The sequence below is a fragment of the Arthrobacter sp. P4_F10 genome (assembly GCF_056401435.1).
This window is the reverse complement of record NZ_JBFUJJ010000019.1, coordinates 19021-32076: the sequence shown is the minus strand read 5'-3', so window position 1 is coordinate 32076 and position 13056 is coordinate 19021. Positions and strand designations below refer to the sequence as shown.

At 66.7% G+C, this 13056-nt stretch carries 13 protein-coding genes; 9 read left to right on the top strand and 4 right to left on the bottom strand.

The window, feature by feature from the left end:
- Positions 1 to 78: 78 nt before the first annotated feature.
- From AC1DR1_RS16775 to AC1DR1_RS16760, 4 genes are all read left to right on the top strand, one after another.
- A complete protein-coding gene (locus tag AC1DR1_RS16775; protein ID WP_364744810.1) occupies positions 79 to 1416 on the top strand; it encodes an MFS transporter in 1338 nt (445 codons plus the stop codon).
- A complete protein-coding gene (locus AC1DR1_RS16770; protein ID WP_229994247.1) occupies positions 1416 to 2321 on the top strand; it encodes a transketolase in 906 nt (301 codons plus the stop codon). Before AC1DR1_RS16775 ends, AC1DR1_RS16770 begins: the two co-directional genes overlap by 1 nt.
- Complete coding sequence (locus AC1DR1_RS16765; protein ID WP_229994229.1) at positions 2318 to 3310, top strand: transketolase family protein; 993 nt, start codon at positions 2318 to 2320, stop codon at positions 3308 to 3310. Before AC1DR1_RS16770 ends, AC1DR1_RS16765 begins: the two co-directional genes overlap by 4 nt.
- 102 nt (positions 3311 to 3412) lie before the next feature.
- Positions 3413 to 4072, top strand: a complete 660-nt coding sequence (locus AC1DR1_RS16760; protein WP_229994230.1) for a GntR family transcriptional regulator — start codon at positions 3413 to 3415, stop codon at positions 4070 to 4072.
- Positions 4073 to 4078: 6 nt separating this feature from the next.
- On the opposite strand, the gene AC1DR1_RS16755 is transcribed toward AC1DR1_RS16760, so the two are convergent.
- The gene (locus tag AC1DR1_RS16755) at positions 4079 to 4858 is read right to left on the bottom strand and encodes an SDR family NAD(P)-dependent oxidoreductase (protein WP_229994231.1); all 780 of its coding nucleotides are present in this window, start codon (positions 4856 to 4858) and stop codon (positions 4079 to 4081) included.
- 350 nt (positions 4859 to 5208) lie between these two features.
- Here AC1DR1_RS16755 and AC1DR1_RS16750 point away from each other — a divergent pair, with 350 nt between their 5' ends.
- The 4 genes from AC1DR1_RS16750 (at position 5209) to AC1DR1_RS16735 (ending at position 8076) form a co-directional block, all read left to right on the top strand.
- On the top strand, positions 5209 to 5646 hold the full coding sequence (locus AC1DR1_RS16750; RefSeq protein WP_476992928.1) for a hypothetical protein: 438 nt from the start codon (positions 5209 to 5211) through the stop codon (positions 5644 to 5646).
- Between the two features lie 116 nt (positions 5647 to 5762).
- Complete coding sequence (locus tag AC1DR1_RS16745) at positions 5763 to 6245, top strand: hypothetical protein (RefSeq protein WP_476992927.1); 483 nt, start codon at positions 5763 to 5765, stop codon at positions 6243 to 6245.
- On the top strand, positions 6242 to 7192 hold the full coding sequence (locus tag AC1DR1_RS16740) for a hypothetical protein (RefSeq protein ID WP_476992926.1): 951 nt from the start codon (positions 6242 to 6244) through the stop codon (positions 7190 to 7192). Before AC1DR1_RS16745 ends, AC1DR1_RS16740 begins: the two co-directional genes overlap by 4 nt.
- A complete protein-coding gene (locus tag AC1DR1_RS16735; protein ID WP_476992925.1) occupies positions 7189 to 8076 on the top strand; it encodes an oxygenase MpaB family protein in 888 nt (295 codons plus the stop codon). Before AC1DR1_RS16740 ends, AC1DR1_RS16735 begins: the two co-directional genes overlap by 4 nt.
- A 13-nt stretch (positions 8077 to 8089) precedes the next feature.
- Here AC1DR1_RS16735 and AC1DR1_RS16730 read toward each other — a convergent pair whose 3' ends face one another.
- The 3 genes from AC1DR1_RS16730 to AC1DR1_RS16720 all read right to left on the bottom strand — a co-directional run bounded on the left by AC1DR1_RS16730 (position 8090) and on the right by AC1DR1_RS16720 (position 11215).
- Positions 8090 to 9718 (bottom strand): DUF4389 domain-containing protein, encoded by a 1629-nt coding sequence (locus AC1DR1_RS16730; protein ID WP_476967546.1) that lies wholly within the window; start codon positions 9716 to 9718, stop codon positions 8090 to 8092.
- A gap of 109 nt (positions 9719 to 9827) precedes the next feature.
- On the bottom strand, positions 9828 to 10883 hold the full coding sequence (locus AC1DR1_RS16725) for a zinc-dependent alcohol dehydrogenase family protein (protein ID WP_229994237.1): 1056 nt from the start codon (positions 10881 to 10883) through the stop codon (positions 9828 to 9830).
- Complete coding sequence (locus tag AC1DR1_RS16720) at positions 10880 to 11215, bottom strand: hypothetical protein (RefSeq protein WP_229994238.1); 336 nt, start codon at positions 11213 to 11215, stop codon at positions 10880 to 10882. The genes AC1DR1_RS16725 and AC1DR1_RS16720 overlap by 4 nt, the downstream gene beginning before the upstream one ends.
- A gap of 276 nt (positions 11216 to 11491) precedes the next feature.
- On the opposite strand from AC1DR1_RS16720, the gene AC1DR1_RS16715 reads away from it, so the two are divergent.
- A complete protein-coding gene (locus AC1DR1_RS16715) occupies positions 11492 to 13054 on the top strand; it encodes an amidohydrolase (RefSeq protein ID WP_364744789.1) in 1563 nt (520 codons plus the stop codon).
- Positions 13055 to 13056 lie beyond the last annotated feature (2 nt).

Here is a 13056-nt window from a genome sequence, read left to right as displayed (position 1 = left end):
TCACACTGGCGTATCATCTGTTAACAGTCGACAGTGTCGGCGCGTAAGCGTCGGCAGCTCTCTTCGAAAGGGATTGACATGAGCAACGAAGCTCTCACCATGCGGGGCCCCGTGCACGGCACGAAGGAAGCCCGGCGCGTCGCGATCGGCTCCGGCGTCGGCGCCGTCATCGAAACTTATGACTTCATTGGTTTCGGTACGGCTGCCGCCCTGTACTTCGGCACGGCGTTCTTCCCCACCGGCGATCCGGTGACGGGAACACTGGCCGCGTTCGCCACACTTGGCGTGGGGTTTGCGGCCCGCCCGATCGGCGGCATCATCGGCGGCCACCTCGGCGACAAGCTCGGCCGCAAGCCCGTCCTCGTGGCCTCGCTGATCCTGATGGGCGTCGCCACCTTCCTGATCGGCCTGCTCCCCACCTACAGCCAGGTCGGCCTCCTCGCACCCGCTTTGCTCGTGTTCGTCCGCATTGTCCAGGGCCTGGCCTTCGGCGCGGAATGGGGCGGCGCGATCCTGATGAGCTACGAGCACGCACCCTGGAAGTCAAAGGGCAAATACACCGGCATCGTGCAGGCCGGCTTCCCGGTGGGGCTCCTGCTGGCCAACCTGGTGTTCCTCGTCAGCGTCCAGCTCGGCGGCGAACTCGCCTGGCGCATTCCCTTCCTTGCCAGCATCGTGCTGGTGATCGTCGGCCTGATCATCCGGTCCAAGGTTCCCGAGTCCCCCGTCTTTGACGAAGTCAAGGACAGCGGCTCCATCGTGAAGTCACCTATCACCGAGGTCCTCAAGACCGACTGGCGCAATATCGTGAAGGGCATCGGCCTCCGCATCGCCGAGACCGCCGGCTACGCCGTGTCAGTCACGTACATGATTTCGTACCTAAACAGCCAGCACCTGGCCGACAAGACCCAGACGCTCGTGGCCTTGTGCATCGCCTCCGCCATCGGCATCTTCGCCACCCAGGCCTGGGCACGGCTGACGGACAGGATCGGCCGCCGGCCGCTCTACATCTGGTCCTGCGCCTTCGCCGTGCTGTTCGCCGTCCCGATGTTCCTGCTGGTCAACACCGGCCTGTTCATCTTCATCATCGCCACCCTCGTGATCTCCTACGCCGTCTGCCAGAACTCCCTGGCCGGCGCCCAGGGCGCCTGGTTCCCGGAGCTCTTCCAGGCCAAGACCCGCGCCTCCGGCGCCTCGCTGGCCTACCAGATCTCGGCCATGGTTTCCGGCTTCACCCCGTTCATCACCACGCTGCTGTTCGTCAGTTTCGGCTGGATGGGCCCGGCGCTGCTCTTCGGCACGTACGCCGCCATCGGCCTGTGGGCCGCCGTCGCCACCCGCGAAACCTGGGGCAAGCGCGAGCGCAAGCTCGCGGACGAGGCCACCAAAAACACTGCGCAGGCGGTGAACGCGTGATGGCCTCCGTCGACGAACTGCTGCACCAGCCCGGCAAGATCTCCGGGGAATCAACATCGGAGCGGACCGCACGGGTCCAGGCGGCAGCGTTCCGGATCCGGCACCATGCCCTGAACATGGGCGAGGTCCAGGGCCAGGGCTATGTGGGACAGGCCCTCGGCGCAGCCGATATGTTCGCCGCGGTCTACGCGGACCAGCTCCGGTTCCGCGCCGACGACCCTGCGTGGGAGGAACGCGACCGGTTCCTGCTCTCCACCGGCCACTACGCGATCGGCCACTACGCGGCTCTCGCCGAGGCCGGGATCATCCCGGTCACGGAACTGGAGACCTACGGCTCGGACAATTCGCGGCTGCCGATGTCCGGGATGTCAACCTACACGCCCGGGATGGAGATCTCCGGCGGCTCCCTCGGCCACGGCCTCTCCATCGCCGTCGGTGCCGCCCTGGGCCTGCGGTACCAGGGATCGGACGCCCGGGTCTACAACTTCCTCTCCGACGGCGAACTCGACGAAGGCTCCACTTGGGAGGCCGCGATGGGCGCGCACCACCACCAGCTCGGCAACCTCACCGCCATGGTGGACATCAACGCCCTGCAGGCCGACGGGAAGACCGTCACCGTGCTGCGCACTGAGCCCGTCACCGAAAAGTGGGAAGCCTTCGGCTGGTACACCCAGCGCGTGGACGGGAACGACGTCGGCGCGCTGCTGGCCGCGTTCGACAACGCGGCCGCCCAGGCCGCCGCCGTCGGACGTCCCTCCGTGGTCCTGTGCGACACGAAGGTGGGCCGCGGTGTTCCGCTCCTCGAGGACCGCGAAAAGGCGCACTTCATGCGCATCGAAGAACACGAATGGCAGCTCTGCCGCGAGCAGCTGACCGCAGGATTCGAAGGAAAGGCCGCCCGATGAGCACCGCCACGACACCCAAGCTGAAGACGTCGGCCATGATCGCGTCCTTCGCGGATCCGGGCCAGAAGACCAAGTCCGCGCCGTTCGGGCACGCCCTGGTCAAGGCCGCGCAGGACAACGACAAGATCGTGGGACTGACCGCGGACCTGGGCAAGTACACGGACATGCACATCTTCGCCCAGGCCTTCCCGGAACGCTTCTTCCAGATGGGCATGGCCGAGCAGCTGCTCTTCGGCGCCGCGGCCGGCCTGGCGGAGACGGGCCTGGTCCCGTTCGCTTCCACGTACTCGGTGTTCGCCGCCCGGCGCGCCTACGACTTCCTGTGCCTGGACGCCGCCGAGCCGAACCTCAATGTCAACATCGTCGGCGGCCTCCCTGGACTGACCACCGGCTACGGCCCCAGCCACCAGGCGACGGAGGACATGGCGATCTTCCGGGGCATGCCCAACCTGACCATCGTGGACCCCTGCGACTCCCTGGACATCGAGCAGGCCGTCCCGCAACTGGCGGCCAGCGAGGGGCCCACATACCTGCGGCTGCTGCGCGGCAACGTCCCCACCGTGCTGGACGAATACGACTACACGTTCGAACTCGGCAGGGCCAAAGTTCTGCGCGGGGGCAATGACGTCGTCTTCATCGCCAGCGGGCTCATGACCATGCGGGCGCTTCAGGCGGCCGAGGCGCTGGCGGCACACCACGTGGATGTCGCCGTCGTCCATGCCCCCACCATCAAGCCGTTCGACACCGCAACGGTCCTCGCCGAGCTGAACACCGACCGCCTCGCGGTCACGCTGGAGAACCACAGCATGGTGGGAGGCCTCTTCGAGACCGTCGCCTCGGCCGTGGTCACGGCCGGACTCGGCAAGCGGGTGGTGCCGGTGGCGCTGCCGGACGAGTTCCTCGACGCCGGCGCGCTGCCCACCCTGCACGAACGGTACGGGCTCTCGGTGCAGAGGATCGTCGCCCAGGTGCTCGCCGAGCTTGCCTGAGGATGCGCGGGGCCGGCAACTGCCGGTCCCGCGTCCGTGCCGTACCATCAACTGTTAACACACCAACTGTAGACAGTTGACCACTGACAGTGAGGACACACCATGGCCGGAGCAACAGCCCCGCTTCTCGGACTGGAAAAGAAGAGCCTCCGCGAGCAGGCGCTATCCGCCCTGCGCACGGCCATCACGAGCGGTGAACTGGAGCCCGGCCGGCATCTGGTGGAGACCGAACTTTCCGACATGCTCCAGATCAGCCGGGGAACACTGCGTGAGGCCCTGCGCCAGCTGGAACAGGAAGGACTGCTGTCGGCAGGACCGCGCGGCCGGCTGTCCGTGCGGCACCTGGACGGCAAGGAAATCCGGGACATCTTCGCCGTCCGGGCGGCGCTCGAATCGCTGGCGGTCCGGACGCTGTGTGAATTGCCGGACCGGGCCTCGGTGATTGCATCCCTGCGCTCGGCCGTGGATGCCATGGCCGCGGCCGCCGAGGCGGGCCTGGAGGAAAGGATTGAATCCGATCTCGAGTTCCACCGGACACTGTGCCGGCTTACCGGAAACGAGACCCTGCTGCACTCCTGGGAGTCGCTTGAGGGCTCCATTCGGATGTCCATCATGTTTGCCGGGATCGAGCGGGCCGTCAAGAACATGAGCGTGGACCGGCACCACGACATCGTCGCGGCCATCGAGACGGGCAACGCGACGCTGGCCCGCACCACGGTCCTCGAACACATGGATGTCGCCGCAGCCAACCTGGTGGCTTAGCCGGCGTCAGTAGTCCACGATCGCGCCGGCGGAGATGTTGACGGTCGCGTCCGTGATGGCCGCGGCCTTGTCCGAGACGATGAAGGAAGCCACGTTTCCGACGTCCGTCAGCGTGGCCGTGCGGTTCAAGTGCGCGGCCTTGGCAATCTCCACCACGATCTCCTCGCGGCCCTCGGCCTGCCAGGGGATGGTTTCGATAATGCCGCCGGTGACCATGGTGACCACCCTGATGCCGTGTTTTCCCAGCTCGAGGGCCCACTGCCGGCGCAGCCCCTCCATGGCGTCGAGCGCCACCTTGAAGCCGCCCAGGCCGGGGATGGTCTGCGGGCCCGAGCCGCCGAACATGAGCACGACCCCGGAGCGCTGCTTGACCATGTAGGCGGCGGCCGCGCGGGTGGTAAGGAAGTGCGTACGGGCGGCCAGGGTGATGGGCCGGGTGAAGTCATCCACATCAATTTCCATGAGCGGCTCCTGCACGTCGCCGAACGAGATCACGTTGAAGGAGATGTCGATCCTCTTGCTCTTCTTCGCCACCCGGCTTACGAAGGCATCCACCTGCTCCTCGTCCAGGGCGTCGACGACGGCGGTCTCGGCCGTGCCGCCGGCCTCACGAATGTCATGGGCTACTTTTTCCAGTCGCGATTCGGTCCTCCCGGCAATGTGGACCGTGGCGCCGTCGGCCGCGAAAGCCCTCGCCACCGCCCCGCCGACCGCACCTCCGCCGCCGTAGATCAGGGCGGTCTTGCCGTGAAGCAAGCCGTTTTCCGGAATCCCGATATTCAGCATGGTCGCCTGCCTAGTGCCGCGGAGTTCGTGAATTCCCTCAACTATGTTCTTGCGGAGGGCCGGTGGCAAGAGGACCGGGAGCCGCGCGGACTGTCCCGGCCCGCGGCGTGGCGGGGCCGATTGCCACGCCGGGACCCGGCCAGGCGTCCCCCCAAAGCACACTCCTGGCCGAACCACGACGTGCCGGCGGACTGTTGCCGCCCCAGCACACAGAGAATTGGACACGTCCAATTCTCGCCCTGAGCGTACCCGGAACAGATTAGACATGTCCAATCTGCTACACTCGCAGGCGACCTGACGTTTTGTGACAAACCGCGCCTGATGAAATTTGTCCGATGAAAGAAGCCACTGTGAGCGACGACCAGCCGACCTCAGCGCCGGGTCTAGCCCTGGCCCGTAAGCTGAACATCCTCTTGGATACCGCCGAAGCCGAGGGCCGGAAAATTACCTTCAATGACGTCCGGGACGCCATGTCCGCGGCGGGGACGCCGCTCTCGCGGGCCAGGTGGCATTACATGCGATCGGGCTCGGGGCCGGCCGTCAAAAAAGTCGAACTCCTGCAGAACCTGGCCAAATTCTTCGGCGTAAACGAGAACTACCTGATCCACGGCGACGACGAACTTCCGCCCCGGGTGGAGGCGCAGCTTGATTTGCTCGCCTCCATGCGGGCGAATAAGGTGCGCAACTTCGCCGCCCGCCAACTGGACGGCCTTTCCCCGGAAACCCTGCTCCAGATCCGGGACCTGATCGACGAGCAACTCTCCCGCGGGGATTCCGGCGAGCACTGACGCCCCCGAGTCCCTAACTACGCTTTGACCTGCACTGATACGATTCTGGCGAGGCCTGGCCGTCAGGAAGTGGCGTGTCCACGCTGACGCACTATCAACAGCCAAGGACTCGGAACATGGATTACGACGCCGCCCGGTCGCGGGCACGGGAAGCAGAGGCCGGCCTCCGCCTCAGCGAGCCGGTTTCGCTGGCATCAATCCAGGCGCACCTTGAACGGCAGAGGGGCCGGAAGATCGTCATCAAGCCGATCGAAGGGGCAACCGATAAAGTCTGCGGGCTCTGGTTCGGCCTTGATCACATGGACCTCATCATGCATGCCCGGGCTGCCTCCGAAGTCCACCGGCAACAGATTGTCCTTCACGAGTTCGCCCACATGGTCCTGCGCCACGAGCAGGAGATCGTGTCCGTCGACTACGCCGGCACGTTCTTCCCGGACCTCGACCCGGAGCGCGTAGTCAAGGCGCTCAAGCGGACGGATTTCCTCGATGAGCTCGAGGTCACCGCCGAGCTCCTGGCTGACCGCCTCGCCGCGCGAATCCGCAACTCCCAGGACCGCTCCGGCGGCCAGCCGGGCAACTTCAGTTCGGTCTTCGGATGATCCAGCTCCTGATGGCGGCGGTCCTCTTCGTTCTCGCCGCGGTCCGCATCCCGGCCGTGGTCCGGAACGGCCGGGACACCGTGTTCCTTGCGGCGGTGTTCGCCGGGATCGCTTCGGTGCTGATGTCGCCGGCCGTGTACGCCACGGTCGATGCCGTCATCGGCGGCACCAACGTCGTCAAGCTGGCCCTGCACTCCTCAATGATCGTCGGACTCTGGTATCTCCGGTGCGCAGTCCTCGAGGCAATCATGCCCCCGGACACGCGGCGGGCCCTGATCCGCACGCTGCCGCTGACCGCCACCCTGATCCTGCAGCTGCTGTTCTTCGTCCTGACCGGCCCCACCACCACGACAGTCACCTGGGGCCTCTACCACGAGCGGCTGCCCGCCGCCCTGTTCTCGGCCATGCTCATCGTATTTGTCGGGTGGGTCTGCGCCGGCGTCGCGGCCACGTGCTTCCGCTACATCCCGCGGATGCGCCGGTCCTTCAGGGTCGGCTTCACCATGGTCGGCGTCGGCTGTGTCGTCGGCATGCTCGTGGTGGTCACGTTCACGATCGGGCTGCTCTCCGTCCCGATCCCGGCGCTCCTGGCCCTCCCGGTGCCATCCCAGGCGGCCATTGGAGTCTTGGAAATGGTCACCATCGTCCTGGTCGGGGCAGGCCTGACGGTACCAGCCCTGGCCGGCCGGACCGGGCGCAAACGGCGGGCCCGCTGGGAGGCCGACACGCTCGCCGGCGTCGAACCCATCAGGGAACGGATTTTGCAGGATGTTGACCCGGAACGCCTCCTCGAAAGCGACCCCGCCGCGCCAGCCCGGGACCGGCTTCACCGGATGATCGTCGAGGTCTGGGACGCTGAGCTGGCGTCCGGCGGGACCCTGACCCCGCAGGAGCGCGCCTTCCTCCTGGCTGCCGAAGAGCAGCTTGACCTGAATCGGCTCCCGTGACGGGTCCCGCTGCGGCCATCCGGACGCGCTTCACCCATCCGACCCGGCGCCCGCGGCCCGCCGGCACCGACCCGTACACGATCTACCGGGACATGGTGCTGTTCGACTTCCAGGCCGAGATCCACGCCGGGTTCTTTGTCTCCTACTACCGCAACTTCGCGGTCCCCTCGATCGCCCGGACCCTGGCGGGGACAGGCGAGATGGCGGCCCGCCCGCTGAAGCGCTCCTACGACACCGGGATCGTCATCCACGAGATCATCGCCAACGGCTTTGACCACGAACGCAGCCGCGCCATGATCGGGCTGCTCCGTCGGGTCCATGCGGGCGTGCCAGGCAGCGCCGAGGACTTCGTCTACGTGCTCATGACACTGCTCGTCCTGCCGTTGAGATGGGCCGACGCCCATGGCTGGCGGCGGCTGACCGACCTCGAGAAGGAAGCCGCAACCGCCTTCTACGCCGAGCTGGGCAGCCGGATGGGCCTCGGCCCTGTCCCGGCGTCCTTCGAGGCCGCCTGCCGCTTCCTGGACGACTACGAGGCCCGGAATCTGGGCCCCAGCCCGGAGGGGGCAGCCCTTCTGGCCGCCACGGTTCCGGCACTGGAGAACCGGCTGCCCGCCTGGCTTCGCCGCTTTACCCCGCTCGTCCTGGCCCTGATGATCGACAGGCCCCAGGTGGCCGATGCCCTCGGGCTGAAGCGGGCACCGGCTGCCCTGAGGCTCGCGTTCAACACTGTTCTGCGCGCACGGGCCGTCGAAGTCCGGACCAGGCCGCTGCCGACGAGTCCTTCGTTTGTCCCGGGCACCGCAAACATTGCCGTCTACCCGGGCGGATACACGCTGGGCCAGATCGGACCCGATGCCGGCCTCAACGCTGCACGACGCTAGATTCTGCACGGCCCTAGATTCTGGGCGGCCCTCCCGGGCCTCCACCGCCGGGGCTTGCCGCGGGTCCGACGGCCGGACCACCCGCAGGCCCTGCGTAAGCCGGTACCGGCAGCTCGCCCGGGTCGACGGGACCCATATCGAGGTGGAACGGCGGATATTCGTCCCGCATGAGGGCAACGTAGGCGATGACGCGGTAGATCCAGCGGTTCAGACCGAGCAGGAGGTCGAAGATCCCCCGCCAGTATTGACCTGTGAACAACAGGATCACACCGGCAATGAGGACCAGCAGCCCCAGGAGGGAGATGCCCACTCCATGCTGCTCCCACTGGCCGTCACGGTACTCCCACGTCCTCGCGGTCCCCGTCAGGACACCGATGATCAGCAGATGCGGAATGGCCAGCAGCCACGATTTCACCAGCACCAGGCCGCGGGATAGCCGTTCGGGATAGTCGACGTCGAAGTCCGCCGGGTAATCCGTGCGAGCCAGCGTGAAGGGCGGATAGGCGTCCGTTCCGATCGCGCTGAAGGCGTAGAAGGCCACGCGCCAGTTCCAGCGGATCACGCCGGCATTGAAATTGAACAGCGAGCGCGGGTAGCGCGCCGTGAACAGGATCGCGAACCAAGCCACGATCGTGACCACTCCGAAGGCGAACCAGAGGAAGAACAGGATGATGCAGTGCGGGATGGCCAGGAACCACTTCACGAGCCACATCCACCGTGAGAGATTCGGGTCGAGGTAGCCGTGGAGGCGCGCCGGGTAGACGTACGGGGTAGTCGCTCCCGGGGTCACCGGATACTGAGGTCCCGGCGCGGCAGCGTAGGCCGCTACAGCACCCGGCGGGGCTGCGGTGTTCTGCTGGCCGGGGGCGGCCCCGGGCGGGTAGGGTCCGGCCTGATACGGCTGGCCGGGCTGGGCTGGCAGGTAGCCGGGAGGGACTCCGCTGCCGGTCCCGCCTTGGCCCGGCCCACCACGGCCGAGTCCTGCGGCGCCCAGCACGATCAGCGGCACTCCGATCAGCAGCATCACGAGGCCGCCGATCAGCAGGCCAATGAACATCGGCAAGAACAGATCGGTGCGTGCCCCTGCCTGCAGATTCACGCTTACCGGTGAACTCGCGTCGGCGTTCATGACCACCGCGGCCCAAGCTCCGGAGCGAAGGTCCCATGTCAGTTCCTGTTCCCCCGGGCCCGTGGCAGTCGCGGCCCAGAAGTTCTGCTGCGCCGGATCGGACGGGATGCTGGCACCGTTCACTTCGCGGTACAGCGCGCGGAAGGGGTTGAAACGGACGTCGACGATTTCGGTGCGCCGGACACCGGCCAGGTATGCCGCGACGTCGGCCCGCGGGGCAATTCCGATGAAGATTTCCTTGCCGGGATCAGTGGTGGAACCGCGGAGCAGCACGCTCCCCGCAAAGTCCACCGGGACGCCGTCGTTCACGCCGCCTCCGGTCATGAGATCCAGCCGGGGGGTCGTCAGCGCGTAGGAATTGGCTGAGAACTGCTCCGACGGCGTGATGAAGTACCTGCCGTCGCGCTGCTGGTAATTGACCCAGCCCGCGAAGCCGGCGACCGCCAGCAGTCCCAGACCGACCAGCGCGCAAAGCGAGCCGATCACCAGCATGACAATCCGGCCTGCTTTCATGGCCGCCGTCCTTTCAGATGGTCCGTTTGCCACGCCCGGATGGGCAGGACTTCCGGAAGCTGGCGGCCCGGGCCGCTACCGCCCGAGCGAAGTCAGAGGAAGAACGCTTTCACGCCGTGATCACCACTTTGAGGGCCTTCGTCTCCGCGGCGTGGGCGAAGGTGTCGTACGCCTCCATGAACTCGTCGAAGATGAAGTGGTGGGTGGCGAAACTGTCTGCAGGGATTTTTTGCTGTGCCACGAGCTTGAGCAGCATGGGGGTGGTATTGGTGTTCACCAGGCCCATGCTGATGTTGATGTTCCGGATCCAGAGGTCCTCGACGTGCAGTTCCACGGCTTTGCCGTGCACGCCCACGTTGGCCACGTTGCCGCCGGGCCGCACGATATCTGTACACATCGTGAACGTGGCCGGGATGCCGACGGCCTCGATCGCGACGTCCACGCCCTGCCCGTCGGTCAGGACCATCACCTGTTCCTTCCAGTTGGCAGCGCTGGATAGGACCACATCAGTGGCGCCGAATTCGCGGGATTTTTCGAGCCGGTTCGCGTCGAGGTCGACGGCGATGATTGTCGCGGCGCCGTAAAGTCCGGCGGTACAGATCGCGGCGAGTCCGACCGGGCCTGCGCCGATCACGGCGACTGTGTCGCCGGGCTTGACCCGGCCGTACTGCACGCCGATCTCAAAGCCGGTGGGAAGGATGTCGGAGAGCATCACGGCCTGTTGGTCGCTGACTCCCTCAGGCAGGAGGTGCAGGGAGTTCTCGGCGTACGGGACGCGTACGAACTCGGCTTGGGTGCCGTCGATCAGATGCCCGAAAACCCAGCCGATGCCGGACGTGCCTTCCTCCCCAAGGCAGTGGGAGTAGAGGCCTGTCTTGCAGTTGGCGCAGTGCCCGCAGGACTTGATGCAGGAAATGATGACACGGTCCCCGACCTTGAGGCTGGTGACGGACGCGCCGATCTCCGTGATGGTGCCGACCCCCTCGTGGCCCAGGATGCGGCCCTTGGCCACGGTCGGGACGTCGCCCTTGAGGATGTGCAGATCGGTGCCGCAGATGGTTGTCGTGTCCACCTTGACGATCACATCGCTGGGGCTCTGAATGGTGGGATCGGGGACATCGGTCCACGACTTCTGTCCGGGCCCACCGTAGACGAGGGCTTTCATACGTGCTCCTTGGCTTTGAGGATGACCAGCGGGTCCACGAGGCGCAGACGGCACGGAGTCTCAGTGCCATCGATCCCCGAATACATCAACGAGGCGCGGGCGCGCTCACGGAGTTCCTCGATCGCGGCGGCCGACACGCGGGCGTGCGCGAGGTCGAGCACGAGCTCGAAACTGGGGAGCTTGCTGGTGACGCGTCGGCAAACAACGTACAGTGCCCGCACGTTGGCTACAGTCACCACGCCATGCACGTCGATTCGAGCTGTTTCGGCGTCGGCGTTCAGGCGTATGAAAACTTTGAGTTTGGGGTCCCCCGAATGGTGGTGCATAGTCATGTGGCCGTGGTCTCCTGCCTTTTCCTGCTGAAGCCGGAAAGTGCAAACGCCATTTCCTTCCCCAAGTCGCGGTGAGACCCGTGCCGCATTCCATGAAGTGGTTCCTCCCTCAACTGCGACCTCCCCCAAGTGGCCGTGCAGGAACCTCCCCACATTTAGCTTGGTGGGCACGTCTGGGAGGGGTAAGGGGCAAAAGTCCCTTGTGTGCGTTTTAGGTCCTTCTGGTTTAGGTGCTCCTCGTTAGGTTCAAGAGCGGCGCACGCCTAGCCTGTTTCTATGTCTGCTCCGCTCGATCCCTGCCTCGCGCCGGACCTCGTGCTGGCCTCGGCGCGGCAACCCGGGGACGAAATATGCTTCGACGTTCATCTACGCGGCGGTGCCGTGTCTGCGATCATCCCGTCGCGCCAGGACGCGCCAGCGGTCCCCGCCGCTACCCGTGTGGTGGACCTGGACGGCCGCTATGTCATTCCGGGGCTGTGGGATGAGCATGTCCACATGACGCAGTGGGCGCTGGCCTCCAACCGGATGGACCTTTCCGACGCCGGCTCGGCGCGCGAGGCGGCCGCCGTCGTCGGGTCCCATATCGCCGGATCCCGCGTCACCGGGGCCGGCGACGGATTCACCGGCGGCACTGGCGTCAGCAGGGGCACCGGGGCTCCGGGAGATGTACAAACGCTGGTGGGCGTCGGTTTCCGCGACGCCGTCTGGCCGGACCTGCCCAGCCTTGGCCTCCTCGACGGCGTGACGCGCGGCCGGCCGACGGCGCTGATCAGCCACGACCTCCACTGTGTCTGGCTAAACTCCGCAGCGGCCCAACGCTACGGAGTGCGGGTGGACGCGGACGGGCTGCTCCGGGAAGATCCGGCGTTTGCCCTGACCCGCGCGCTCGGCCGGCTGCCGGATGCGGTGGTGGATAAGTGGGTGCAGCAGGCGGGGCAGGCTGCCGCGGCGCGGGGCGTAGTCGGGATCGTGGACTTCGAGATGACATGGAACCGCGACGCCTGGCTGCGGCGGATCTCCGGCGGCTTCGCTGCCCTGAAGGTTGAGGCGGGGGTCTACCCGCAGGATCTGGACCGGGCCGTGGCCGAGGGCCTGCGGACAGGTTTGGCAGTGGCGGGCAGCGGCGGGCTCCTGACCGTGGGCCCGTTGAAAGTGCTGATCGACGGCTCGCTCAATACCCGCACAGCCTACTGCGTTGACCCTTATCCGAACGGCGGGCACGGCCTGCTGACGGTAAGCGAGCCGGAGTTGCTCGCCCTGCTGGTCCGGGCGCGGCAGGCAGGCTTTGTGCCGGCTGTCCACGCGATTGGCGACGCGGCCAATCGGGTCGCCTTGGATGCGTTTGAGGCGGCGGGCATTGCCGGGCGGGTGGAACATGCCCAATTTGTCCGGAGCGAGGATTTCGCCCGCTTCGGCCGGTTGGGTGTGACCGCGAGCGTCCAGCCGGCGCATGCCCTCGATGACCGGGACGCCGCCGAGGCGAACTGGCCGGGGCGCACGGACCGGTCCTTCCCGCTCCGTTCACTGTTGGCCGCCGGTGCGGCGCTGGCCCTTGGCTCCGACGCTCCGGTGTCCCTGCTGGACCCGTGGACTGCCATGTCCGCTGCCACGGCGCGGGCCCGGCAGGATGGCCGCGGGCCGTGGCATGCCGAGCAGGCGCTCACCCGGCAGGAGGCCCTGACGGCCTCGACCCGCGGCCGCGGCCGGCTCCGCGCCGGGGATCCCGCCGATATTGCAGTGCTCGACGGCGACCCGCTGACTGTTCCCGACGCGGAGTTCGCCGCGATGCCGGTAGCCGCCACACTGTTGGCGGGACGGTTCACCCACGGTGGTCAATAGCT